Annotated in this window: 25 protein-coding genes and 1 tRNA gene; 17 read left to right on the top strand and 9 right to left on the bottom strand. The window is 67.6% G+C overall.

Translation table 11 applies throughout. The features are described 5' to 3' along the window. Positions 1 to 2: 2 nt before the first annotated feature. From VEIS_RS17625 to VEIS_RS17595, 7 genes are all read left to right on the top strand, one after another. Positions 3 to 1166, top strand: coding sequence for a PepSY-associated TM helix domain-containing protein (locus tag VEIS_RS17625; RefSeq protein ID WP_011811346.1), 1164 nt, complete (start codon positions 3 to 5; stop codon positions 1164 to 1166). A 15-nt stretch (positions 1167 to 1181) separates the two neighbouring features. Next, complete coding sequence (locus VEIS_RS17620; protein ID WP_041950145.1) at positions 1182 to 2039, top strand: hypothetical protein; 858 nt, start codon at positions 1182 to 1184, stop codon at positions 2037 to 2039. Then, the gene (locus tag VEIS_RS17615; protein ID WP_011811344.1) at positions 2036 to 2419 is read left to right on the top strand and encodes a hypothetical protein; all 384 of its coding nucleotides are present in this window, start codon (positions 2036 to 2038) and stop codon (positions 2417 to 2419) included. The genes VEIS_RS17620 and VEIS_RS17615 overlap by 4 nt, the downstream gene beginning before the upstream one ends. 199 nt (positions 2420 to 2618) lie before the next feature. Beyond that, complete coding sequence (locus VEIS_RS17610; protein ID WP_011811343.1) at positions 2619 to 3680, top strand: Fic family protein; 1062 nt, start codon at positions 2619 to 2621, stop codon at positions 3678 to 3680. Positions 3681 to 3786: 106 nt separating this feature from the next. Continuing rightward, positions 3787 to 4014 (top strand): hypothetical protein, encoded by a 228-nt coding sequence (locus VEIS_RS17605; RefSeq protein ID WP_041950144.1) that lies wholly within the window; start codon positions 3787 to 3789, stop codon positions 4012 to 4014. 34 nt (positions 4015 to 4048) lie between these two features. Then, positions 4049 to 4726, top strand: coding sequence for a transglutaminase-like domain-containing protein (locus VEIS_RS17600; RefSeq protein ID WP_011811341.1), 678 nt, complete (start codon positions 4049 to 4051; stop codon positions 4724 to 4726). Continuing rightward, entirely contained in the window at positions 4723 to 5193 is a 471-nt protein-coding gene (locus VEIS_RS17595; protein ID WP_011811340.1) for a PaaI family thioesterase, read from the top strand. The genes VEIS_RS17600 and VEIS_RS17595 overlap by 4 nt, the downstream gene beginning before the upstream one ends. Here the strand turns inward: VEIS_RS17595 and VEIS_RS26755 are convergent. The 4 genes from VEIS_RS26755 to VEIS_RS31220 form a co-directional block, all read right to left on the bottom strand. Further along, positions 5153 to 5362: a hypothetical protein gene (locus VEIS_RS26755; protein WP_157048570.1), complete on the bottom strand. Its 210-nt coding sequence runs from the start codon at positions 5360 to 5362 to the stop codon at positions 5153 to 5155. The two genes, VEIS_RS17595 and VEIS_RS26755, sit on opposite strands and share 41 nt — an antisense overlap. Next, positions 5362 to 5661, bottom strand: coding sequence for a hypothetical protein (locus tag VEIS_RS29030; protein WP_041950143.1), 300 nt, complete (start codon positions 5659 to 5661; stop codon positions 5362 to 5364). The genes VEIS_RS26755 and VEIS_RS29030 overlap by 1 nt, the downstream gene beginning before the upstream one ends. A gap of 55 nt (positions 5662 to 5716) precedes the next feature. Then, the gene (locus VEIS_RS17585; RefSeq protein ID WP_232287736.1) at positions 5717 to 8431 is read right to left on the bottom strand and encodes a DUF349 domain-containing protein; all 2715 of its coding nucleotides are present in this window, start codon (positions 8429 to 8431) and stop codon (positions 5717 to 5719) included. A gap of 845 nt (positions 8432 to 9276) precedes the next feature. Next, positions 9277 to 9408, bottom strand: coding sequence for a hypothetical protein (locus VEIS_RS31220; RefSeq protein ID WP_265259926.1), 132 nt, complete (start codon positions 9406 to 9408; stop codon positions 9277 to 9279). Between the two features lie 93 nt (positions 9409 to 9501). On the opposite strand from VEIS_RS31220, the gene VEIS_RS17580 reads away from it, so the two are divergent. The 4 genes from VEIS_RS17580 (at position 9502) to VEIS_RS17565 (ending at position 13815) form a co-directional block, all read left to right on the top strand. Further along, positions 9502 to 10242 carry a lytic transglycosylase domain-containing protein gene (locus tag VEIS_RS17580; protein ID WP_232287959.1) on the top strand — a complete coding sequence of 247 codons (741 nt, stop codon included), beginning with the start codon at positions 9502 to 9504 and terminating at the stop codon, positions 10240 to 10242. Positions 10243 to 10299: 57 nt separating this feature from the next. Next, positions 10300 to 10809: a molybdenum cofactor biosynthesis protein MoaE gene (locus VEIS_RS17575; protein ID WP_011811334.1), complete on the top strand. Its 510-nt coding sequence runs from the start codon at positions 10300 to 10302 to the stop codon at positions 10807 to 10809. A 227-nt stretch (positions 10810 to 11036) separates the two neighbouring features. Next, the gene (locus VEIS_RS17570; protein ID WP_011811333.1) at positions 11037 to 12575 is read left to right on the top strand and encodes a 2-isopropylmalate synthase; all 1539 of its coding nucleotides are present in this window, start codon (positions 11037 to 11039) and stop codon (positions 12573 to 12575) included. Positions 12576 to 12696: 121 nt separating this feature from the next. Continuing rightward, on the top strand, positions 12697 to 13815 hold the full coding sequence (locus VEIS_RS17565) for a serine hydrolase (RefSeq protein WP_011811332.1): 1119 nt from the start codon (positions 12697 to 12699) through the stop codon (positions 13813 to 13815). A 13-nt stretch (positions 13816 to 13828) separates the two neighbouring features. On the opposite strand, the gene VEIS_RS17560 is transcribed toward VEIS_RS17565, so the two are convergent. The 4 genes from VEIS_RS17560 to VEIS_RS17545 all read right to left on the bottom strand — a co-directional run bounded on the left by VEIS_RS17560 (position 13829) and on the right by VEIS_RS17545 (position 16502). Further along, on the bottom strand, positions 13829 to 14662 hold the full coding sequence (locus tag VEIS_RS17560) for an IclR family transcriptional regulator (RefSeq protein ID WP_041950988.1): 834 nt from the start codon (positions 14660 to 14662) through the stop codon (positions 13829 to 13831). Positions 14663 to 14755: 93 nt separating this feature from the next. After that, positions 14756 to 15511, bottom strand: coding sequence for an arginyltransferase (locus VEIS_RS17555; RefSeq protein WP_011811330.1), 756 nt, complete (start codon positions 15509 to 15511; stop codon positions 14756 to 14758). Positions 15512 to 15527: 16 nt separating this feature from the next. Next, a complete protein-coding gene (gene aat / locus VEIS_RS17550) occupies positions 15528 to 16307 on the bottom strand; it encodes a leucyl/phenylalanyl-tRNA--protein transferase (RefSeq protein WP_041950141.1) in 780 nt (259 codons plus the stop codon). A gap of 119 nt (positions 16308 to 16426) precedes the next feature. After that, a tRNA-Asn gene (locus VEIS_RS17545) sits at positions 16427 to 16502 on the bottom strand. A gap of 138 nt (positions 16503 to 16640) precedes the next feature. On the opposite strand from VEIS_RS17545, the gene VEIS_RS29025 reads away from it, so the two are divergent. Both VEIS_RS29025 and acdA read left to right on the top strand, forming a co-directional pair. Then, entirely contained in the window at positions 16641 to 16793 is a 153-nt protein-coding gene (locus VEIS_RS29025) for a hypothetical protein (RefSeq protein WP_157048376.1), read from the top strand. Positions 16794 to 16951: 158 nt separating this feature from the next. Continuing rightward, positions 16952 to 18145: a 3-sulfinopropanoyl-CoA desulfinase gene (gene acdA, locus VEIS_RS17540; RefSeq protein WP_011811328.1), complete on the top strand. Its 1194-nt coding sequence runs from the start codon at positions 16952 to 16954 to the stop codon at positions 18143 to 18145. Positions 18146 to 18161: 16 nt separating this feature from the next. Here acdA and VEIS_RS17535 read toward each other — a convergent pair whose 3' ends face one another. Further along, positions 18162 to 19040, bottom strand: coding sequence for a LysR family transcriptional regulator (locus VEIS_RS17535; protein ID WP_011811327.1), 879 nt, complete (start codon positions 19038 to 19040; stop codon positions 18162 to 18164). An 80-nt stretch (positions 19041 to 19120) separates the two neighbouring features. Between VEIS_RS17535 and VEIS_RS17530 the strand changes: the two genes are divergently transcribed. The 4 genes from VEIS_RS17530 to VEIS_RS17515 all read left to right on the top strand — a co-directional run bounded on the left by VEIS_RS17530 (position 19121) and on the right by VEIS_RS17515 (position 22862). Next, positions 19121 to 19687, top strand: coding sequence for a cysteine dioxygenase family protein (locus VEIS_RS17530; RefSeq protein ID WP_011811326.1), 567 nt, complete (start codon positions 19121 to 19123; stop codon positions 19685 to 19687). Between the two features lie 280 nt (positions 19688 to 19967). Further along, positions 19968 to 20786 carry a CoA transferase subunit A gene (locus tag VEIS_RS17525; protein ID WP_011811325.1) on the top strand — a complete coding sequence of 273 codons (819 nt, stop codon included), beginning with the start codon at positions 19968 to 19970 and terminating at the stop codon, positions 20784 to 20786. Then, positions 20783 to 21658, top strand: coding sequence for a CoA-transferase (locus VEIS_RS17520; protein WP_011811324.1), 876 nt, complete (start codon positions 20783 to 20785; stop codon positions 21656 to 21658). Before VEIS_RS17525 ends, VEIS_RS17520 begins: the two co-directional genes overlap by 4 nt. A 4-nt stretch (positions 21659 to 21662) precedes the next feature. Then, positions 21663 to 22862: a CaiB/BaiF CoA transferase family protein gene (locus VEIS_RS17515; protein ID WP_011811323.1), complete on the top strand. Its 1200-nt coding sequence runs from the start codon at positions 21663 to 21665 to the stop codon at positions 22860 to 22862. Positions 22863 to 22865: the final 3 nt, after the last annotated feature.

Below are 22865 nucleotides of genomic sequence, written 5' to 3'. Positions count from 1 at the left end.
CGATGCCCGCCCCGCGCACGCTCGGCCGCCTGTCGGTACTGCACTCCTGGGCGGGCATCGTCACCGGCCTGCTGCTGTTCATCGTTTGCTTGTCGGGCGCGGTGCTGGTCTTCAGGCATGAGATCGACCTGTGGGCCAACCCGTCACTGGCCCGCCTGCCCCGATCGGAGCGGCCGGCGCCGCTCGACACCGTGCTGGCGCAGTTGCACCAGCGCTACCCCGGCGCCACGGTGGAGTCGATTGCGCTGCCCGATGCCGTCAACCCGAACTACTTTGCCTGGGTGCGCGAGCCTGGCACCCCGGCCCACAGGCGCACCAAGGTGGCCCTGCGCTCGGACAGCGGCGCCGTGGTCGGCCCGGTGGACAACCAGCTCGGCCAGTTCCTGCGCATGCTGCATGTGTTTCTGTTTTTCGGGCCGCGCACCATCGTGGGGTTCCTGGGCGCGGTGATGCTGGTGCTGATCGGCACGGGCATCGTCATCCACCGCAAGATCCTGGCCGAACTGTTCACGCAGCGCTGGGGGCGCAGCCCGCGCGTGGTGCTGTCGGACCTGCACAAATGCACCGGCATCTGGGGCCTGGGCTTTCATCTGCTGATCGCCACGACGGGCGCGTGGATGGGCCTGGCACCGTTGTTCGAGCGCGGCTACCAATACCTGAGCCTGGGCACCGCTGCCGAGAGCATGGCCAGCGCCGCCGCGCGCCAGAGTGCCGCCGCCGCCGCTGCCGCCATTGCGGCAAGCATGCCATCGCTCGATGCATTGCACGCCGCAGCGCAGCGGGCGGTTCCGGGGCTGCGGACGCGCCAGGTGTCGCTGCGCCGCTGGGGCAGCAGCACCGCCGAAGTGGGCTTTGGCGGCCATCTCGACAACCACCTGGGCAGCACGGCGCGGGTGGAGTTCGACGCGGCCACGGGCCTGTTGAAAAACCTGCGCGACCCGCGCTCCCGGGGCTTTTGGTCGCAGGTCGACAGCCTGATGGAGCCGCTGCACTTTGGCGACTTCGGCGGCCTCGCGCTCAAGTGGCTGTACTTCATGCTGGGCCTGTCGGCCGCGCTGCTGGCGCTCTCCGGCACGCTGATCTGGCTCGATATGCGCCAGCAGCGCCAGCGCGCAGCCCAGGCCCGGGTTGCGGCGCCGGCGCATGGCCCGCCGGTGGCCGGGTGACGGCGCGCGCCTGTCATGCAAGGATTCTTCCTGGCCCTGCACGCCAGCACGCCCGCAGCGCTCGGCCTGGCCGTTTTGCTGCACCTGTGGGCGCCGGCCTGGCTGGCCCCGCTGGCGCAGCGCCCCGCATGGCCCATGTGGGCGCTCATCGGCGCGTGGCTGCTGATGTCCGCGCTGGCCAGCCTGGCACTGCGTCCGCTGGCGCTGTGGCGGGTTGCACTGGGCGGCACCGCTGCACTGCTGGCGCTGGCCGGCGGTGTGGGCCTGGCGCGGGGCGCGGCCTTGGCGCCGGCCATGCTGGCGAGCATGGCAACGCTGGGGCTGGCATGTCTGGGACTGGCCGCCTTCATCGGCCCCCGCCGGGTGCATGCCGGCAGGCGCAAGACGCCGCAGCACGGGCCGGCCCCGGCCATGGGCCAGACCATCGGCCACGCCATGGATCACACCACGCAGCACACCACGCAGCGCAGCGCAGGGCGGCGCAGAGGGCCGCTGCGCTGCGCGTCGGTGCTGGCGCATTGGCCCTTTTGGTTGACGGGCGCGCTGGCCGTGGAGTCGTTTCGGCTGGCCTACATCGTGGCCATCGAGCCGGCGCGCTCATCGGGCATGCTGGGCCTGCTGCTGGCGTTCTTCATGGCACTGCCGGGCGCCACATTGCGGGCCTGGGCACCGGGCAGCAGCAGCGTGCTGTGGGGCGTGGCGGCGCTGGCCTATGGCGGCCTGGCGCTCAAAGCCGGGCTGGCGCAGTGGCCGGCGGCAGCCGCCCTGTGCGCCATCGCGGCCTGTGACAGCGCCTGTGGCAGCGCCTGCGGCTGGACGCGCTCCTTGCGTGCCCGCCCGGCGTCCATGCGCCAACGGCAGGAGAGCCGGTGAACGAACTGCTCGGCGGCAGCGCCGCGCTGACCTCCCTGGTCGCGCTGACCCACTGGGCCCGGACGGTGCCCACCCGCGCCTGGGGCAACGGCGCCCCGGACGCCCGCCGCGCACGGCCACGCGCATGGGCCGTCGCACTGGCCACCGTGCTGCTGCAAACGGCGGCGGCCACCGTCGCCACGGGATGGGCTGCCGGCGTGGCACTCGTGCCGGCCTCGTGGATGGTGCTGGGCTGGCTGTTGGCGCAGTCGATGAACCAGTGGCCAGGGCCGAGCCTGCGCTGGGCCTGGCGCCTGGGGCTGGCCGGCGGCGGCGTCTGCGTGCTGGCGCTGGCGCTGCATGTGCTGCATGTGTTGCCGACGGCGGTCTGTGATCGCTGAGGCAGGGCGGTCCGTTCGACACGCTGCCAAGCCCGTCCCTCTGCGCGACCGAATGGCGCCCTGAAGTTGCTGGCTGAAGCCCGGCTGGAAATCCTGCGGCCCCTGTTGGAATGGGGCCGCCAGAAGATAGGGGTAATCATCTGTTCATACACCCCTGTTTTCAGTAGCATGGGCGCATTTCCTGCTGCCAGGATGCTGCATGCCATCGCTCTCTCCCGACTACCTCGCCAGACTGCGTTTCGATGGGCAGCAACTGGCGATGTTGCGCGCACTGGGGGAGCACCGGGGCAAGCAGCAGTTCCACCTGGCCCAGCCGCCCGAGGTCTTGAGCGACCTGCGCCAGATCGCCGTCGCCGAGTCCGCCGCAGCGTCCAACCGCCTCGAAGGCGTGGTGGTCGGTGCGCAGCGCCTGAAATCCCTGCTGCACAAAAATGCCGCGCCCCGGAGCCGGTCGGAGCAGGAAGTGGCCGGCTACCGCGATGCGCTGGGCTGGATCCATGACAGCGGCGCGCAGAGGCCCTTCTCGGAGGCCGGCATCTTGCAATTGCACGGCATTTTGTGCCGCTACAGGGCGCAGCCCGGCGGGCACTGGAAGAGCGCCGCCGACGACATCATCGAGCGCCGCGCGGAGGGCAACGCGCGCATTCGCTGGCGCCCGGTGGCCGCGCACCGCGCGCCGATGGTGCTGTCGGACATGGTTGCGCGCCATCGCAGCGCGCTCGATCGGCATTGGGCCGACCCGCTGGTGCTGGTGCCGCTGGCCATTCTCGATTTCTTCTGCATCCACCCGTTCCCGGATGGCAACGGCCGCATGGCGCGGCTGCTGACGCTGCAATTGCTGAGCCACTGTGGTTACGCCGTGGGCCGCTTCATCAGCCTGGAGCGCATCTTCGAGGAAGCGAAAGCGGGCTACGGCGAGACGCTGCAGGCCAGCGCGCAAGGCTGGCACGAAGACAGGCACGACGTCGCCCCATGGCTGAACTACTTTTGGCGCGCGCTGCTGCGGGCCTACGGGGAGTTCGAAGAGCGCGTTGGCAGCATAGTGCGCGGGCGCGGCGCCAAAGGCGAGCGGGTGCGTGCCGAGATTCTTGCGCGCCACCGGCCGTTCTCGATTTCCGGGATCGAAGCCGCCTGCCCCGGCATCAGCCGCGACATGGTGCGCGTGGTGCTGCGCAGCATGAAGGCGCAAGGGCTGATCGCCCCCACCGGCAAAGGGCGCGGCGCCAAGTGGCAACACACCGGGGCCAAGGATGCGGCATGAAGCCCCGTCCGCGCGCCCAGACCGTCAAGAGCGCCATCGGGCCATGCCGCCGCAGGGCGCCTGCCGTGATGACACGCCAAGGGCCCCAGGGACCAAGGGCCGCTGAATGACCAGGGACAGGCGCAAGGCCAAAGACCTGCGCCTTCTCGTGCCCGATGATGATCGGCCACCTGCCGTGGCAGGCACTGCGTCAGGCGTGCCTTGGTGGCTGCTCCGGGCCGTGGGCCTGATGGACTGCGCAGTGGCCCTGCAATGGCAAAGCGCCGGGCCTGCGCAGGGCAACCCGGCCCGCACCCGGCACGGCACAATGGCGCCCATGGATTCGCTGCCATGACATCCCCCGCCACTGACACCCCGCCACTCGTCCAATGACCGACCAACCCACCCCCGCCACCCTGCGCGCCACCGCGCTGATCGACAGCGATGCGCCCGCAGTGCGTGCCTTTGCCGACGCGCATGCGCGTGGTGACAGCGAACGCGAACGCGCCGTCGCCCTGTATTTGGCCGTGCGCGACGGCTTTCGCTACGACCCTTACCGCGTCGACCTGTCGCCCGAAGGCATGGCGGCCAGCCGCGTGCTGGGCAATGGCCATGGCTGGTGCGTGCCCAAGGCGGCTTTGCTGACGGCGGCCTGCCGCGCTGCGGGCATCCCGGCCCGCATGGGGTTTGCCGATGTGTGCAACCACCTGAGCACCGAACGCATGCGCCAGACCATGCAGACCGACCTTTTCATCTGGCATGGCTACACCGACATCTGGCTCGACCGCCGCTGGGTCAAGGCCACGCCCGCCTTCAACATCGAACTGTGCGAGCGCTTCGGGCTGCTGCCGCTGGCCTTCGACGGACGCAGCGATTCGATCTACCACCCCTTCGACAAGGCCGGCCAGCGCCATATGGAATACGTGAACCAGCGCGGCACATTCGACGACCTGCCCCTGGCGCAGATCACGGCCGATTTCCGGCGCATGTACGGCAACTGGCTGAGCGCCGGCAACAGCTTGCAGAGCGCCAACTTTGCCCGCGATGTGGAGCAGGAGACGCAATGACGACGCAGCAGCACACCCCGCCGCCCGGCCCCGCGCCGATTCCCCCCGGCTTCGTGGCGCTGGCCGACTCGGGCGGCCCCTACATGCACCACATCGGGCCGCTGTACAGGCTGCGCCAGGGCGATCTGGTCAAGTTCGGCTTTCGCGTCGAACGGCGGCATGTCAACCCGCTGGACATCCTGCACGGCGGCATGATGGCCAGCTTTTGCGACATGCTGCTGCCGCTGTCCGTGCACGACAAAAGCGCCGAGGTCGCCGACCGCTTTTTGCCCACCATCAGCCTGCAGATCGACTACCTGGCCGCCGTCCCGCTGGGCGCATGGGTGGAAGGCCAGGCCCAGCCCCTGCGCGTGACCCGCTCGCTGGTGTTTGCGCAAGGGCTGGTGAGCGCCGATGGCATACCCTGCGCCCGCACCAGCGGGGTGTTCAAGATCGGGCCTGCGCTGTCGGGCTTGGTGGCGCAGTGAACCGGCCTGGTGTCGCGTCACCGATCATCTGTCGGTCTGCGCTGGCCATCGAAGCGCATCGCGGCGTTGCATCGCTTGCCAATACAGCTCGGTATGGGCAAGCGATGCGCCTTGCGCTGCGCTCCGATGGCTGCGCGCAGCCTACGACATCTGATCGGTGACGCGACACTAGCGCCCGGCGTGCGATCCGGGCGCGGCCAAACTGCGCCCCGGGCCGGTAGCGCGGCGGTTGCTGCCCGTGCCGCACGGCCGCTCGCCGTGTCCGATGGCGTGCGCATCGCCCGGGACGGGGTCGCCCGGCAAAAGGCGCTGCCCCATCGATCTGCGGGTGCGCCCCGGCTGCGCATGGCGCAGGCGCCGGGCAAACGCCGGGTAAGCGCCGGGCCAGGGCGCGGGCGGCGAAGCACTGGCGAACCACAGGCGATCCGGGGTGCACAGCGCGCCGACCGCGCCGAGGCCCTGTTCCATGAACCTGCCATGAACCCGGCCTTGCCGCAAGTCCGGCCGGGGCGGCCGCCGGCAGCTACTTGCGCAGCAATGCCTTCAACGCCCGTTGCAGCCGGTGGGTGTTGGCGGCGTCGTTGGCACTGGCCAGCACCAGGGCCGTGTCCTGGCCCCAGGTCTGGGCGGGGCCCGGGTCGTTGCGGCGCGTGAGCAATTGCAGTTGCAACATCCGGCGCGCGTCGATGTGCTCGGCGGGGGTGGGCGTTTGTGCCGCTATCTCCAGGCGCAGCAGCGCTTCGGACGCATCGCCCCGGGGTGGCGCTGACAGCGCTTGCGTCCAGGCGCTGCGCATCGCGGCCGGCACGCCAAGCTCCTGCGTGCCGGGCACCTGGGTTGCGTCGCGCTGTTGCCAGGCCGTGAGCAACTGGGTCAGCGCCTCGCCATGGGCCAACGCGGCCAGTTTCTTCAGCGCCAGTTGGGCCTGCTCCATCGCGTCGCGCTGGGCGCGGAAAGCGGTGTCGCCCAGGCGCGGACCGCGCTCTTCGGGCAGCGGGCGGTCGGCGCCGTGGCCAGCACGCTCGCTGCGCTCGCCCCTGCGGCCATCGGCACGCGGATTGCGGTCGCGCTCTCCCGGCCGGTCGGCGCGGCGCTCGCCGGGACGCCCACCCCGGCCCGGGGCGGGCAGCATGTCCTTCTTCATGCCGGGGCGGTCATCGCCACGCACGGCCACCACCGGGCGTGGCGCAGGCTTGGGCGCGGCGGCAGGCGCCGCCGCCGCACTGGCCGGGTCAGCCCCTTCTTCCGGTGTCTGATGGGCTACGCTTTTCGTCGCATCCTGTGCAGATTCTTCCTGCACCTGCACCTGTACCTGTACCTGTACCTGATCTTGTGCATCCTTGGGCGCCGAGGCCAGCACTTGCGCCGCCTGGGCCTGGCCGCGCAAGGCGGCTTCGAGCGCCTGCATCGCAGCGCGAATCTGCTGCGCGTCAGCGCTGGCATTGGCCGCTTGCAGGGCATTGGCCGCGTCGAGGACCATGCGGTCGCGCGCGCTCAGTTCGGAGACGGCGCGCTCGCGCTCGGTCGACTTGCGCTGGAAGGCTTCGTCCAACGGTTTGCGGAAAGCCTCCCAGAGCTTTTGCTCATGCTTGCGCTCCAGCGGCACGGTCTGCGCTTCGGCCTGCCAGCGCTGCTGCAGGGCCTTGACGGCGTCGATGCGCAGCGTGGCTGCGGCGCCCAGCGCGTTGGCCTCTTCGATCATCGCCTGGCGCCGGGCCAGGCTCTCTTTTTGCGCCGCTTCCAACGGCGCGGCCGCCAGGGCCAGGGCCTGCTTCCACAGCGGCTGCAACTCGGCGAAGATCTTCTCGCCCACATGGCCGCCTTCGCGCCAGCGCTCGCCAAACTGCTGCAGCGCGCGGTGGACGGCTTTCCAATCCCCCGAGGCGGCCGGCTGCTGCGCCCAGTCCTTGAGCTCTTCGATCAGGGCCAGGCGCTGCGCCTTGTGCTCGGCGGCTTCGCTGCGGATATTGTCCAGCCAGAGCTCGACCACCTTGTGCGCGGCGTTGCAAGCCTCGTCGAACCGCTTCCACAGCGCGTGGTTCGGCGCGCCGCCTTGGTCGGCCTGTTTCCATTGGTCGCGCAGATGGCGCAGGGTTTCCTGCATCTTGCGTCCGCCCAGGGTCTGGCCTTCGGGGCGGGTGAGCAGCGCCTCGGCCTTGGCCACCAGGTCTTCGCGCACTTGGTCGGTGCTCCAGCGCTGCCAGCCTTCGAGTTCGCCGGCTGCCACCAGCGCGGCATGCACCTGCTGCTCCAGTTTGTCATCGATATGCTTGCCCTGCGCCTTGAGCACGGCGCGCAGCGCCGCTGCGGCGCCGGCGCTGGCCTTGCCATGGCCTTCGGCGGTTGCCTTTTCCAGCGTCGCCAGGGCTGCGCGCACCAGTTCGGTCGCTTGCGCCAGCACTTCGGGGTCGGGCTTGGGCCGGGCGGCGCGGGCGGGTTTGGCAGCGGCCTCGGCGAGCAAGCCGCGCGCGGCGCGCAACTCGTCGGCCCACACGGGCACTGGCGGCAGCGGCGCAGCGGCGTCTTCGGCGGCCGCAGCGGCCTGGGCCAGCGCCGGCTGGAACGCCTCCCACACCACCAGCAGTTGGCTGCGCGATGCCTCCAGCAGCGGCGGAAAGCGCAGGTCCACGCTGGCCCAACTGGCATCGCTGCTCAGTTGCAGGGCCTGCTCCTGCCAGTGGGCGACATCGGCGCGCAGCGCGTCGAGCGCGGCCAGCGCATCGCGCCAGGGCTTGGTGGACAGCACCTCGATGCGCTGGGCCAGCAGCACCGCCGCTTCGCGCTGCACCTGCACGCGGTGCTGCAGGTCTTCGATGACCTGCACCCGCTGCGCCACCTGTATCTTGAGCAGCGACAGCGGCTCGCGCGACAGCGGGGCGCCGGCCTTGGCGGCATCGCGCTGCCAGGCCATCGCATCGGCAATGTTGAGCTTGGGGGTCGCCAGCAGGGCCTGGGCCTTTTCCGCCCATTCGGCAGCGATGGCTTGCTGCCCCTTGGCGCGGCGGATTTCGTCCAGGCGCTCGCGCACTGCACGGGCGGCGCCCTTGTCACGCCGGCTCAGTTCCTTGAAGACTTCCTGCAATTGTTCCGGCGCGGGCTCGGTGAGCAGCCAGTCGCGAATGCGGGCGGCGCGCTCGCCGGAGGTGGCGGCGGAAAAGGCGCCACCGGTCAGCGCATCGAGTGGCTGCGGCTCGTGGGTTTTGGCCGGGGCCGGATTCACTTCAGGTGCTTCGGACATTTTGCTGCGGGGAAAAAATGAAAACATGGTATCCAGTGGATGGACGAGGGCGCCCCCGAACTCATTGCCTGAGGGCAAGCCATGGTGCCAGACCGGCTGACGCTGCGATCCCTGGTCAGGGCGACACCGGGGAGCGCCCATTATCTATAACCGCGTATGACCGCGATCGATGACCGCGCCCAACCATCGGCCCGAATGTCGGAGCAGGGCATCGAGCCTGCGAAAAACCGAAGAAAGCCCGGCGGGCAGTGCCTTGCGGCCTGTCCGCCGGGCTTGACGGCTGACACAACGGTCTTTGCCATCGATGGCCCTGCGCAAATGCGGCTGCGCAGGGCAGGGAGGCAAGGGATTGCCTCCAGGGGGGTGCCATGCAAGCGTCATCTACAACCCTTGGCATTGCCTGCCTTCGGCGGGAGATTCGGCTTCGTCCGGCGCGGCCTGCAATCTTGCAGGCCAAGCGCACCTTAGCAAAGTCGCCGTGACAACTCAAACCGGATTTCCAATGGGCGCCAGACGGCCGATTGACCGATTGGATTGGACCGGGGCCGGTCACGCCGGCGCCGCCCACTACGGGCATGCCGGGGTCTTGCAAAACCACCCTAGACCGTGGTTTTTCGGTATTTTTCATGACTTAAATATCTCAACGTCAACTTCGTTATTGTTGACTAAGCATTAAGAGGGCTTTTAGAATCCGCCGAACTCTCCAACGGGCCTGAACTAGTGTCGCGTCACCGATCAGATGTCGTAGGCTGCGCGCAGCCATCGGAGCGCAGCGCAAGGCGCATCGCGCAGCCCATACCGAGCTGTATTGGCAAGCGATGCAACGCCGCGATGCGCTTCGATGGTCAGCGCAGACCGACAGATGATCGGTGACGCGACACTAGGTAAAAACCCCAGGTCGGCTTGAGTCCCACCAGGGCAACCCGGCGCTCCAACGGCGCGCCGCCCGATTTCGATGGCGAACTGCCGGCCTCCAAGCGAGCTGCCGGGAAGGCGCCGCCCCGAACGGCGACGGCGCTTTTCCGTTGCGCTTGACAAAATAAGGAGGATCCATGACCGCTTCAGGAAAGATGATCTCCGGCATGATCGCCGCTTGTATGGCCGCCGCCCGGCACAGCCTGGACTTTGTCGGCCTGGCCGTGGCCTTTGTCGTCATGGCCTTGGTGGCCCGCCCGGACCTGCGCGAAGCGGGCGAGGCGCAGTTGATGAACTGGCTGCAAGCCCGCCAAATGCCCTCTGGCCCGCTCGACGCAGCAAAAGCCGGCGCGCGCGCCAAGGCGGGCAAGCCCGAAGACCTGCCCAGGGATCAGGCCGCCGTGACCTTCTGGCTCAGCAAGAAGTACCGCGTGGCCCCCGAGCCGCTGAGCGTGTTGGTGGCCCGGGCCTATGACGCCGGCACGCAATCGGGCATCGACCCGACGCTGATCCTGGCCGTCATGGGCATCGAATCGGGCTTCAATCCGTTTGCCCAAAGCGCCGTCGGCGCCCAGGGCCTGATGCAAGTGATGACCCGGGTGCACACCGACAAGTACCAGAACTTCGGCGGCCAGTTGGCGGCCTTCGACCCGGTGAGCAACCTGCGCGTGGGGGTCGAGATCTTGCAGGAATGCATTGCGCGCGCCGGTTCCATCGAGGGCGGCCTGCGCCATTACGTGGGCAGCGCCAACATGGTCGACGATGGCGGCTACGCCGCACGGGTCATGGCCGAGCATGCGCGTCTGCGCCAGGTGGCCAGCGCGCGGGCGCTGCCCATCTCCGGATGGGGGCAGTCAGGTGCTTGCAGCGCCTGCGCACCCCGGCCGCCGGCTTGAGCGCCCGGGGCCAGGCATCGTTGCCGCGCAGCACGGGACACAGACAGCGGTCTTGCCATGGGCCTGCCCCGCGTCGTCATCCAGACCCAGGACTTTGACCTGTCCAGCGAAATCGCTGCCTTGCGCCGCGACAACAGGGGCGTGGGCGCCGTCTGCAGCTTTGTCGGCGTGGTGCGCGACAGGAATCCGCCTTCCCGGGGCGGCCTGCCGGTCGAGGACGCGGGCGATGCCGTGCTGTCGATCGAGTTGGAGCATTATCCCGGCATGACTGAAAAATCCATCGAGGCGATGGTCGATGAGGCGGTGCGGCGCTTCGACATCGTTGGCGCGCGCGTCATCCACCGCGTCGGGCGGCTGCAACCGCTCGAGCAGATCGTGCTGGTGGCCGTGGCCAGTGCCCACCGGGGGCAGGGCTTTCAGGCCTGCGAGTTTCTGATCGACTACCTCAAGACCCAGGCGCCTTTCTGGAAAAAGGAACACACTCCCCAGGGCGTGCGCTGGGTGGACGCCCGGGTCAGCGACGACGCGGCGTTGGCGCGCTGGGGCATCATGGCCGGCAATGCCTGAGGACAGGGGACGCCGTTCGATGGTTGCGGCAAGCGCGGTCTGTGCTACATTGCGCGTCATGAACGAGTTGGCACTGGCCCTATTGCTATCCCCTTACGGGCGGAGACGGTAGGCGCACGCGCACACTTTTCCAAAAGGCCCGTATGCACCCGCAACGGGCCTTTTGTTTTTTCGGCGCCAGAGTTTTTATGTTGCGGGCCAACCCAGGTAGTACCAGGAGAGACGTCATGGCTGACAAATTGATCATTTTCGACACCACCTTGCGCGACGGCGAGCAGTCCCCCGGGGCCTCGATGACCAAGGACGAAAAACTGCGCATTGCGCGCCAACTCGAGCGGCTGAAGGTGGATGTGATCGAGGCCGGCTTTGCCGCCAGTTCCAACGGCGATTTCGACGCGGTTCGGGCGATCGCCAGCACCATCCGGGAGGCCACCATCTGCTCGCTGGCCCGCGCCAATGACCGTGATATCGCCCGTGCTGCGCAGGCGCTCGAAGGGGCGGCCAATGCGCGCATCCATATCTTCATTGCCACCTCGGCGCTGCACATGGAAAAGAAGCTGCGCATGACGCCCGGGCAGGTGCTCGAGCAGTCGCTGCAATCGGTCCGTTTCGCCCGCAATCTCGTGGCCGACATCGAGTTCAGCCCCGAGGACGGCTACCGCAGCGACCCGGATTTCCTGTGCCGCGTGATCGAGGCCGCGATCGCCGAGGGCGCCACGACGATCAATGTGCCCGACACCGTCGGCTACGCCATTCCCGAGTTGTATGGCAACTTCATCAAGATGCTGCGTGAACGGGTGCCGAACAGTGACAAGGCGATCTGGTCCGTGCATTGCCACAACGACCTGGGCATGGCGGTGGCAAACTCGCTGGCCGGCGTGAAGATGGGCGGCGCGCGCCAGGTCGAGTGCACGATCAACGGCCTGGGCGAGCGCGCCGGCAATTGCTCGCTGGAAGAGGTGGTGATGGCCGTCAAGACGCGGCGCGACTACTTTGGCCTGGACCTTGGCATCGCCACGCAGCATATCCTGGCGGCCAGCCGCATGGTCAGTCAGACCACGGGTTTTGCCGTGCAACTGAACAAGGCGATCGTGGGTGCGAATGCGTTCGCGCATGCCAGCGGAATTCACCAGGACGGCGTGCTCAAGGCCCGCGACACCTACGAAATCATGCGCGCGCAGGATGTGGGCTGGAGCGCGAACAAGATGGTGCTGGGCAAGCTCAGCGGCCGCAGCGCCTTCAAGCAGCGCCTGCAGGAGCTCGGTGTGAGCCTGGACAGCGAGGCCGAAATCAACCTGGCGTTCGCGCGCTTCAAGGAACTGGCCGACCGCAAGAGCGAGATTTTCGACGAAGACATTCTGGCGCTGGTCAGCGACGAGAGCGTCAGCGGCGACAACGAGCAGTACGGCTTTGTCTCGCTGTTCCAGCAAAGCGAGACCGGCAAGCAGCCGCACGCGCGCATCGTGTTCACGGTCAACGGACAAAATGTGCACGCCGAGGCCCAGGGCAATGGGCCGGTCGATGCCTCGCTCAAAGCCATCGAGGCGCATGTCCACAGTGGCGCCGAGATGGTGCTGTATTCGGTCAACGCCATCAGCGGCTCGACCGAGAGCCAGGGGGAGGTGACCGTGCGCCTGCAAAACAGCGGCCGTATCGTCAATGGGGTGGGAGCCGACCCGGACATCGTGGTCGCTTCGGCGAAAGCCTATTTCAGTGCGCTGAACAAGTTACAAAATAAAGCCGATCGGGTGGCGGCGCAGGGTTGAATGATCTATCTATAATTTCATGCACTTTCTTGGAAGGTCGCGCAAGATGTTGATCTTGCGCGATTTTTTTGCGGATTTCATGAACAGACCCGGCAGCGATTGCCGTTGGGGAACCACTTTGATGCGCCTTCGCCCCGTCCACCGCCACGCAGTGAACCGTTTTTTTCGCCCGATGGGCCGGGCGCTGACGAGCGTGGCCCTGGTTGCGGCCTTGATCGCGGCCCTGCTGGCGCCCGCTGCACAGGCCGGCGGGTCCCAAAAGACCCTGAGCAAAAAGCAGTCACAGAGCGCAACCGGCAGCAAGGGCAACAGGGGCAGCACCAAGGCCACGGCAACGCGCAAAGCGGCCGCGCATGCCAGGGTGGCGCGCGCCAGCGCCAAAACCGCCAGGATGCCGGCCCGGGGGGTGGCCTTCGTGCCCGCCCGGCCGTCGTTCGGGCAAATCGCGGGCCTGCACGAGGTCAGTGATCCGCTGGCCCTCCGGTCCAGTGTGGCGCTGGTGGTAGACCAGGACACGAACGAAGTGCTGCTCAGCAAGAACGACCACGCCGTGCTGCCCATTGCGTCGCTGACCAAGCTGATGACGGGCCTGCTGATCTCCCAGGCCAAGCTGCCGATGGATGAGCTTTTGACGATCACCCAGGACGATGTGGACATGGAAAAAGGCAGCCGCTCGCGCCTGACGGTAGGAACCACCCTGACGCGCGGCGCGATGCTGCACCTGGCGCTGATGGCCAGCGAAAACCGGGCGGCGCATGCGCTGGGCCGCACCTACCCCGGGGGGCTCGCGGCTTTCGTCGCGCAGATGAACGCCCAGGCACGCAGGCTGGGCATGACCGACACGCACTATGCCGAGCCTACGGGCTTGTCCAGCCGCAACCAATCGAGTGCCCGCGACCTGGCCACGCTGGTGAATGTGACCCATGCCGACCCGCTGCTGCGCGAGCTTTCCACCTCGCCGGACTATGAAGTCGAGGTAGGGCGCAAGACCCTGCAATACAACAACACCAACCGGCTGGTGAAGAACCCGACCTGGGATATCGGGCTACAAAAGACCGGCTACATCTCCGAGGCCGGGCGTTGCCTGGTGATGCAGGCACAGGTTGCCGGGCGCAAACTGATCATGGTGTTCCTGGATTCGGCCGGCAAGTTCAGCCGGATCGCAGATGCCGAGCGGGTGCGCCACTGGATCGAATCCATGCCGTCATTGACGGCGCCTGCGCGCAATTCCAGCGGATGAAGTGCCGCCGGGCTCATTCCGCGCGCACATCGGTGCGCCGGCCGGCTGCCGTTTCGCTGCGGGCCTGGGCGCCGGGCGTGTAGCCCAAGGCCAGTGATATTGCGCTGGCCGTGGCCTGCAGTTTGGGCAACCAGCTTTCATCGAGTCGGTCAGCGGGCGCGGATATCGACAGGCCGGCAATCAGCTTGCCCTGGTCGTCATGCACCCCTGCGGCCATGCAGCGCACACCCAGTTCCAGTTCCTCGTTGTCGCGTGCGATGCCGGACTGCCGCGCTTTTGCCAGTTCCCGCTCCAGCGCCGGCAACTGGGTAATGCTGTTGCGCGTGTGGCCGGCAAGCCCGGTGCGCATGGCATAGGCGCGCACCCGCTGCGGGTCGTCGAGCGCGAGAAACAGCTTGCCGGTGGAGGTCAGGTGCAGCGGCGCCCGCCCTCCGATGGCGCGCACCACCTGCATGCCGGAGCGCTCGCTGTAGGCGCGCTCGACATACACGATTTCGTCGCCCTGGCGCAGGCTCAGATTGACCGGCTGCTGGATCGATCGATGCAGGTTGCGCATGGGGATCAGTGCGGCATCGCGCACGCTCAGCCGGGCCTTGACCAGATTGCCCAACTCCAGCAAGCGCATGCCCAGGCGATAGCTGCCGGACTCCGGGTGGTCCACGAAGCGGCCCAGCGCCAAGTCGTTCAGGATGCGGTGTGCGGTCGACGGATGCAGGCCGGTCTTGGCGCTGATCTCCTTCAGCGAGATGGCCTCCTCGCGCGAGGCCAGCACATCGATCAGCGCAAACATGCGCTCCAGCACCTGAACGCTGGGTTTGACGGGGACACCGGGAACCAGTTTTTTCATGAGCGGCAAGGGGTCGGATGCCGCCATCGGCGGCCATCAGCGGCAAAGGGTCGGACGCCGCCGCATCTTAGCTTGTGAAATGCGCGCGCGGGTTCACAGCGGCATGTCCACCCGGTGCCAGCGCCCGTCGGTGAGAATTTCGTGCGGATGGAAACCGGCCTTGTAGTTCATCTTCGGGCTGACGGCGATCCAGTAGCCCAGGTACACATGGGGCAGGCTCAGGGCGCGCGCCTGCGCAATCTGCCACAGCACGTTGTAGGTGCCATAACTGCAACGCGGCTCGGGCTCGTAGAAGGTGTAGACCGCCGACAGGCCGTCGTCGAGCAGATCCAGCAGCGACACCATCTTCAGCACGCCCGGCCCGCCGGTGGCGCCGGTGTCGTCGACCTCACGGAACTCCACCAGGCGCGAGTTCACCCGGCTTTGCAGCAGGAACTGCGTGTACTGGTCGATGCTGTCATGGTCCATGCCGCCGCCGGCATGGCGCCCGTTCTGATAGCGCAGGTACAACTGGTAATGCTCGGGCACGAAGCACAGGCGCAAAACCCGCGTCTGCAACTTGCCGTGGCGGGCGACGGCGCGCTTTTGACTGCGGTCGGGCCGGAACCCATCGACGACGATCCGCAACGGCGTGCAAGCCTGGCAGCCATCGCAATACGGCCGGTAGGTGAACATGCCGCTGCGGCGAAACCCCTTGGTGACCAGGTCGGAGTAAATATCGCTTTGAATCAGGTGACCGGGCGTGGCGACCTGCGAGCGCGCCTGCCGCTGCGGCAAGTAACTGCAGGGGTAGGGGGCCGTCGCATAAAACTGCAGGGACTGCAGCGGAAGGTCGTTCAGTTGCGTCATGCCGTAAGAGCCGTCGTCAATGTCGTAAGGGATCGGCAAGGGAGCCAAGGGAGCGCGGCCCGAGCAGCCCGTCCCAGTATACGGGCTCGAAGGTCCAGGCCATTGGGTGCTGCTGGCGGGCTTTTTCGACATGCCGCAGGAACTGCGCGCGCGGTATTTCGCGCGCGCCCAGCGAGGCCAGGTGCGGCGTGTTTTGCTGGCAATCGATCATCCCGATGCCATGGTGCAGGCACAGGCCCACCAGCGCCGAGAGTGCGATCTTGGAGGCATCGGTGGCATCGGCAAACATCGATTCGCCAAACACCGCGCGGCCCAATGCCACGCAGTAAAGACCGCCGACCAGTTCGCCGTCGACCCAGGTTTCCACGCTATGGGCATGTCCTGCGGCATGCAGGTCGATGTAAGCCGCCACCATCTCGGGCACGATCCAGGTGCCGGCCTGGCCTTTGCGCTGCTGGCTGGCGCAGCGGGTGATGACCTCCTCGAAGGCACAGTCCACCCGGATCGCGCAAGCGGCATCGCGGCGAAAAGCCTGCAACGTCTTGCGCAGCGAGCGATGCAAGCGCAACGCCGACACCGGCAGCACCATGCGCGGGTCGGGTGTCCACCACAAAATGGGTTGGCCCGGGCCATACCAGGGAAAGCAGCCCTGTCCGTAGGCCGCGCACAGGTAGGCAATGCTGAGCGCCCCGCCTGCGGCCAACAGACCCGGCGCCGGGTCGTTCGGCCCCCATGCGGCGGCCGGCAGCGGCAGCGGATCGTCAGGCTCCAGCCAGGGCAGTTGCGGGGGTGTCATGGAACAGAGGGGCCAAAGACGTCGATGCGCCGATTGTCCGGCATGCGCCGCAGCCGCGATGGCAGCGGCTGCGCAATGAAAAAGCCCTGCACGGAACATGGGGTGCAGGGCTTTGCAAATGGCTCCTCGACCTGGGCTCGAACCAGGGACCTACGGATTAACAGTCCGGCGCTCTACCGACTGAGCTATCGAGGAACAAGCCCGCGATTATATACACGGAACATGCGCCGCAGATGCTCAGACGCCAGCCTGCGCCGAGCGATGCAGCAACGCCCAACGCGCCCGAATCGCAGGCAGAGACGGGCGCAACCCCCATCCATGCATTCCGGGCTAGTGTCGCGTCACCGATCATCTGTCGGTCTGCGCTGGCCATCGAAGCGCATCGCGGCGTTGCATCGCTTGCCAATACAGCTCGGTATGGGCTGCGCGATGCGCCTTGCGCTGCGCTCCGATGGCGGCGCGCAGCCTACGACATCTGATCGGTGACGCGACACTAGCGCGTGAGATTCGTTTTTTACGATTCTGAGTCGGAAAATTTTGCGGTTTCGCTGACCAATGCCGACGCCTATCATTGGCCTCGGCATGAATTCCCGTGCTGCCACAGGGCCTTGCCGTGGCTCCTTTTTCCGTCTTCCGGATTCCCCATGTCGAACCTCAGCCCCGAGCAACGCACCCTCCAACGCCATGCCCGCGCGCTTGCGCAGGACGCGATGCTGCCGCGCGCTGCCGAGGTCGATCGCACCGAGGCTTACCCCTGGCACACGGTTCAGGCGCTGCGCGGGCATGGGTTCATGGGCATGACCATGCCGGTCGAATATGGCGGCAAAGGCGCCAGCTACCTGGATGCGGTGATTGCGATCGAGGAGTTCGCCAAGGTCTGCGCTGCCTCCGGCCGGATCATGGTCGAGTCGAACATGGGTGCGATCGGCGCGATCATGAAGTACGGCAGCGACGCGCAAAAGCGCCTGGCCGCCGCGCTCGTGCTCGACGGCGACAAACCCGCCATCTGCATCACCGAGCCCGAAGCCGGCAGCGCCGCGACCGACATGCGCACCACGGCCACGCGCCGCGGTGACAGCTACATCCTCGATGGCGCCAAGCACTGGATCACCGGCGCCGGCGTCTCGCGCCTGCATTTCGTCTTCGCGCGGGTCATCGAGGACGGCGTCGACCGAGGGATTGGCGGCTTCATCGTGGTGGGCCCCGATGTGCCCGGCATGAGCATCCGGCGCCTTTTTGCGATGGGCATTCGCGGGGTGCCGGAGGGCCATATCGGCTTCGACCGGGTCGAGGTGCCTGCCGCGATGAGGGTGTGCCCTCCGGGCGGCGTGGAACGCGGTTTCGCGGGCCTGATGAACGCCTACAACGCGCAGCGCGTGGGTGCCGCGACGGTGGGCCTCGGCATTGCCCAGGGGGCCTTCGAACTCGCCGTCGCCTATGCCAAGGAACGCCAGCAGTTCGGCCGCCCGATTGGCGAATTCCAGGGGGTGCAGTGGATGCTGGCCGACATGTCGGTGCAGTTGGAGGCAGCGCGCGCACTGATCTACCGCGCAGCCACCAGCGGCGACGAGTTTCCCGACATGCAGGCGGCGGCGCAGGCCAAGGTCTTTGCGGCCGATACCGCCATCGCGGTGACCAACGATGCGCTGCAAATCCACGGTTCGGCCGGCTATGGCCGCGATCGCCCGCTGGAACGCATGGTGCGCGATGCCCGCATGTTCACGATTTCTGGCGGCACCGCGCAGGTGCTGCGCACGCAGGTGGCGAGCAGGATTTTGGGCGAGAAACTGCCGCAGACGCGCGATGGCTATGTGCGCCAGCCCTTCGGGCAGCGCTGAACCAATGCCTGCCACCTCAGGGCGCCGCCACAGCGGTGATTTCTTCGAACGAGGCCAGCACCGTGGCCGTGAGTGCCGAGCGCAGATGCTGCCTGCGCTCGATCAGCGACACCGGCCGGTCGAACCCGGACAAGCGCACGATGCGCAGCGCCGGGCTGGTGTGCCAGTTCGCGCCGAGGATCAATGGCACGATCGACACGCCCAGCCCATGGCTCACCACGGCGATGATGGCGTCGAGCGAGTTGACCTCCATCGCCGGGCGCACCCGCAAACCGCGCGCGCCGAGGTACTCGTCGATCAACTGTCCTGCCCATGCGCTGCGGTCGAACGCGACATAGGGCGCGGCGCCCATGCTCGTCGCCAGGTCGCTGAACTCCATCTGCGCCGGCGCGATCAGCACAAAGGGCTCGGCATAGAGGTGGTGGGCGACGAGATGGGTCGAAAAGTGCCGTGGCGGCTGCGTCACGATGGCGGCATCGACGATGCCGGCATCGACCTTGGCGACCAGATCGCCGGAGATGCCCGCCGTGACCTTGATCTCCAGGTTCGGGTGCCCGGCCGTGATCTTCTTGAGCAAGCGCGGCAGCACACCGGTCCAGGCGCTGTTGATCACGCCCAGCGAGAGCAGCCCGGCCACCGGGCCGTCCTTGTCGAGCCGTTTCATCTGCTCGTAGATCGAGACCATCTGCTCGGCCAACGGCACCAGTTGCCGGCCCGTCGGTGTCAGGCAGAGCGAGCGCTTGGTGCGCGCAAAAAGAGACAGCCCGAGCTCGGTCTCCAGATTCTTGAGCTGGACGCTGACCGCCGCTTGCGAGAGGTGGACATCCTCGGCCGCCGCAACCACCGTGCCCGCGCGATGCAAAGCCAGAAAAGCGCGCAGTGTGCGGATGAACATGAAGTGCCGGGACGGTGGGGTCGGAACAGCGCACCATAGCGCAGATCGCCGCGATGAATCAACACAACGGAGACAACACCATGGCCCCCCACTTTGAAGACTTCAGCCGCGCATTGACCCGGCTCGTCGATGCGCACAGCGATGAGCCGCGCATCCTCGACCTCGGCCGTGCCCTGCTGGCCAAACTGGTCGCGCGCGACGACTGGCTGCCCGCCGAGTTCGCGCAACCGCATCCGCAGTACTACAGCCAATACCTGCTGTACTGCGATCCACGGCAGCGCTTCTCGGTCGTCAGCTTCGTCTGGGGGCCGGGCCAGAAGACGCCGATCCACGATCACACCGTGTGGGCGCTGATCGGCATGTTGCGCGGAGCCGAATATGGCGAGCGCTTCGCCGTGCCGCAAGAAGGCCGCCCCATGCACAGCCTGGGCACGAACATGCTCCGGCCCGGCGAGGTCGACTGCGTCTCGCCTTCGATCGGGGATATCCACCGCGTGTCCAATGCTTTCGAGGACCGCGTGTCCATCAGCATCCATGCCTACGGCGGCAACATCGGCCGCATCAACCGGCATGTCTACGACGCGCAAACCGGCAGCCGCAAGTCCTTCATCTCCGGCTACACCAACGAGCCCCCAACCATCGGCTGATCCTCGGCTGATTCGGCTGGACGCCGTGCGTGCGGCCAGGTGGGCGCAGTTCTACGCGGTGCCGGTGCCGTCGCCATTGGTCCCGATGGCCGCAGCAACGAGGAGTACCTCCAGGAAAAGCCCCATACACTGCTGGCCAACCGAATGAGTTACAAGCCACACATGCACATACACACCGGCAACGGCCGCGCACGCCGCGCCGCGCCGTCCCTGCCGCCCGGTCGCGAAAGGATTTGCAGATGTCCGTTTCTCTTTTGTCCCTTTCCTCGGCAGGCATGCCATGAACCCGATCGTCAGCATCGATGACATCGCGCGGGCCATACCCTCTGGCTGCCGGCTCGCACTGCCGGCGGACTATGCCGGCGTTGCCATGGCCGTCACACTGCCGCTGATCCGCTGCGCGCCCCGCGACCTCTGCCTGGTCTGCGTGCCGACAGGCGGCATGCAGGTCGACATGCTGATCGGCGCCGGCCTGGTTCGCACCATCGAGACCAGCGCCGTGAGCCTGGGCGAGGCTGGCGGCGCGCCTTGCTTCAACCGCGCGGTATCGCTCGGCGCGATCGAACTGCTCGACAGCACCTGCCCCGCTGTCCATGCGGGCCTGACGGCAGCCCAGAAAGGCGCGCCCTTCGCGTCGATGCGCGGGCTCATCGGCACCGACGTGCTCAAGCACCGCGCCGACTGGCGCGTCATCGACAACCCCTTCGCCGAAAGCCCGGACCCGGTCGTCCTGGTGCCTGCGATCCGGCCCGACATTGCGCTTTTGCACGCGCCGATGGCGGACCGCGAGGGCAACGTCTGGATTGGCCGCCGGCGTGAGCTGGCCACCATGGTCTATGCCAGCCGCCGGGCGTTCGCGACGGTCGAGCGCATCGTCGAACGCAGCCTGCTGAGCGACGAGACGGTCGCCGCCGGCGTGCTGCCTGCGCTCTACGTCGAAGGCATTGCGCTGGCCCCGCGCGGCGCGCTGCCCTATGGCTTGTGGGGCGAGTACGGCACCGACACCGCCGAACTGATCCGCTATGCGCGCGCGGCACGCACCGGGCAAGGGTTTCGCGCCTACCTGGAAACCGCCGCTGCCGAGTGCGCCACATCATGAGCACTGCCCGACTGCCCGAAGGCGCCGATACCGCAGCCGAAGGCGCAGGCACTCCAGTGAGCGCCGCAGCGCCACGCGAACTCCTGATCGTCACCATCGCCCGCCTGCTCAAAGGCGTGCGCCATGTGGCCGTGGGCGCTTCGTCGCCGATCCCCGCTGCCGCAGCGATGCTGCTGCGCGCCCGCAGCGAGGCCGAGGGCGCGCCGCCGGTGCGGCTGTCGATCCTCGGCTCCGTGCAGCACAACTTTTTCACCAACGGCTCGGGCGAACTGTTCGACTGTGCTGGCCAGGGCCGCATCGACGCCTTCTTTCTGGGCGGCGGACAGATCGACGGCCACGGCAACGTCAACCTGGTCGGCACTGGCAGCTACCCCGAAAGCAGCGTGCGCTGGCCCGGCTCCTTCGGTTCGGCCTACCTGTATTTCGTGGTGCCGCGCGTGATCCTTTTTCGTGAAGAGCATTCGCGGCGCGTGCTGGTCGATCGGGTCGATTTCGTGAGCGCGCCGGGCAGCAGCGCCAAGGGCATCTACCGCACCGGCGGGCCCCATGCGCTGCTGACGTCGATGGGAGTCTTCATGTTCGACCCGCAGCGCGCCTGTTTTCGGCTGGTCAGCATGCACCCGGGCCGCTCGCTGGCTGATTTGCGCGCGGCGACCGGCTTTGACTTCGATGTCGATCCTGCGCTCGGCGAAACCCCGCCGCCCTCTGCCTCCGAGCTGGCGCTGCTCAGGGGCTGCGTGCTGACCGAACTCGCGCAGACCTATCCGGACTTCGCAGCCCGGTTCCACACCGACCTGGCCCGCAAAGGCGCGGCCGACCCGCTCGACCGACCGACCCGCTCGACCGACCCACTTCCCGCTCCGAGGACCTGACACCGTGACTGCCCCCCACCCAACCGCCTGCCTGCGCGGCGCTCTCAACGGCCTGCGGGTCATCGACGCCAGCCGCGTGCTTGGCGGCCCCTACGCGGGGCAGATGCTCGCCGACCATGGCGCCGATGTGATCAAGGTCGAGCCCCCCGGCGGCGACGAGACCCGGGGCTGGGGCCCTCCCTTCGACGGCGATGCGGCCAGCTATTTCGTCGGCGTGAACCGCAACAAGCGCGGCATCGCCATCGACTGCGCGCAGCCGGCCGGCCAGCAACTGCTGATGGAACTTCTCTCGGATGCCGACGTGTTCATCGAGAACTTCAAGATCGGCACACTCGAGCGCTGGGGGCTGGGCAGCGAGGCCCTGCGCGAGCGCTTTCCCCGGCTCATCCATTGCCGCGTGTCGGGCTTCGGCGCCGATGGCCCTTATGGCGCACAGCCCGGCTACGACGCCGCTGTGCAAGCCCTGTGCGGAATCATGAGCGTCAATGGCGAGGCCGACGGCGGCGCGCTGCGCGTCGGCGTGCCGGTGATCGACCTGGCCACCGGCCAGAACGCCGTCATCGGCATCCTGCTCGCGCTGCAGGAGCGCCAGCGCAGCGGCCGGGGCCAGCTGATCGAGGCCACGCTCTACGACTCGGGCATCGCGTTGCTGCACCCGCAGCTTGCGAACTACTACCTCAGCGGCAAGACGCCCCGGCGCAGCGGCAACAAACACCCCAACATCTGCCCCTACGATGCGTTCGACACGCGCACCACGCCGATCTTCCTGGCCGTCGGCAACAACCGGCAGTTCGCGATACTGTGCCGCCTGCTCGGCCGCGACGACCTGCCACGGGACGAACGCTTTGCCAGCAACGCTGCGCGCAACAGCCACCGCGCCCTGCTATGCGCCGAACTCACGCGCCTGCTCGCCGAGCGCGACTGCGAGGAGGTGGCACGGCAACTGATCGCGGCCGGTGTGCCCTGTGCGCCCGTGCGCACCATCGACCAGGTCGTGGCCGACCCGCACACGCGCCACCGCCAGATGATCGTGGAGGTGGACGGCTACCGTGGCACGGGCAACCCGATCAAGCTGTCCCGCACGCCGGCCAGCTACATCAGCCGTCCGCCGGCTTTCGCCCAGCATACGGACCAGATCCTGCGCGAGCGCGGGATCGATCCCGAGGCTTTCGCCGACGTGCTGCCCCGCCACCCGGGCGTCTGATGG

The organism is Verminephrobacter eiseniae EF01-2 (genome assembly GCF_000015565.1).
GTDB classification, from domain to species: domain Bacteria; phylum Pseudomonadota; class Gammaproteobacteria; order Burkholderiales; family Burkholderiaceae_C; genus Acidovorax; species Acidovorax eiseniae.
This window is presented reverse-complemented; position numbering and strand designations above follow the sequence as displayed.

Excerpts from the sequence above, each read along its gene's own strand:
- acdA (WP_011811328.1), top strand. The coding sequence starts at position 16,952 with ATGTCGAACCTCAGCCCCGAGCAACGCACCCTCCAACGCCATGCCCGC.
- VEIS_RS17520 (WP_011811324.1), top strand. The coding sequence starts at position 20,783 with ATGAGCACTGCCCGACTGCCCGAAGGCGCCGATACCGCAGCCGAAGGC.
- VEIS_RS17570 (WP_011811333.1), top strand. The coding sequence starts at position 11,037 with ATGGCTGACAAATTGATCATTTTCGACACCACCTTGCGCGACGGCGAG.
- VEIS_RS17580 (WP_232287959.1), top strand. The coding sequence starts at position 9,502 with ATGATCTCCGGCATGATCGCCGCTTGTATGGCCGCCGCCCGGCACAGC.
- VEIS_RS17555 (WP_011811330.1), bottom strand. The coding sequence starts at position 15,511 with ATGACGCAACTGAACGACCTTCCGCTGCAGTCCCTGCAGTTTTATGCG.
- VEIS_RS17605 (WP_041950144.1), top strand. The coding sequence starts at position 3,787 with ATGACCAGGGACAGGCGCAAGGCCAAAGACCTGCGCCTTCTCGTGCCC.
- VEIS_RS17530 (WP_011811326.1), top strand. The coding sequence starts at position 19,121 with ATGGCCCCCCACTTTGAAGACTTCAGCCGCGCATTGACCCGGCTCGTC.
- VEIS_RS29030 (WP_041950143.1), bottom strand. The coding sequence starts at position 5,661 with ATGGAACAGGGCCTCGGCGCGGTCGGCGCGCTGTGCACCCCGGATCGC.
- VEIS_RS17595 (WP_011811340.1), top strand. The coding sequence starts at position 4,723 with ATGACGACGCAGCAGCACACCCCGCCGCCCGGCCCCGCGCCGATTCCC.
- VEIS_RS17585 (WP_232287736.1), bottom strand. The coding sequence starts at position 8,431 with ATGTCCGAAGCACCTGAAGTGAATCCGGCCCCGGCCAAAACCCACGAG.
- VEIS_RS17525 (WP_011811325.1), top strand. The coding sequence starts at position 19,968 with ATGAACCCGATCGTCAGCATCGATGACATCGCGCGGGCCATACCCTCT.
- VEIS_RS17560 (WP_041950988.1), bottom strand. The coding sequence starts at position 14,662 with ATGAAAAAACTGGTTCCCGGTGTCCCCGTCAAACCCAGCGTTCAGGTG.
- VEIS_RS17565 (WP_011811332.1), top strand. The coding sequence starts at position 12,697 with ATGCGCCTTCGCCCCGTCCACCGCCACGCAGTGAACCGTTTTTTTCGC.
- VEIS_RS17620 (WP_041950145.1), top strand. The coding sequence starts at position 1,182 with ATGCAAGGATTCTTCCTGGCCCTGCACGCCAGCACGCCCGCAGCGCTC.
- VEIS_RS17600 (WP_011811341.1), top strand. The coding sequence starts at position 4,049 with ATGACCGACCAACCCACCCCCGCCACCCTGCGCGCCACCGCGCTGATC.
- VEIS_RS17625 (WP_011811346.1), top strand. The coding sequence starts at position 3 with ATGCCCGCCCCGCGCACGCTCGGCCGCCTGTCGGTACTGCACTCCTGG.
- VEIS_RS17610 (WP_011811343.1), top strand. The coding sequence starts at position 2,619 with ATGCCATCGCTCTCTCCCGACTACCTCGCCAGACTGCGTTTCGATGGG.
- VEIS_RS17535 (WP_011811327.1), bottom strand. The coding sequence starts at position 19,040 with ATGTTCATCCGCACACTGCGCGCTTTTCTGGCTTTGCATCGCGCGGGC.
- aat (WP_041950141.1), bottom strand. The coding sequence starts at position 16,307 with ATGACACCCCCGCAACTGCCCTGGCTGGAGCCTGACGATCCGCTGCCG.
- VEIS_RS17575 (WP_011811334.1), top strand. The coding sequence starts at position 10,300 with ATGGGCCTGCCCCGCGTCGTCATCCAGACCCAGGACTTTGACCTGTCC.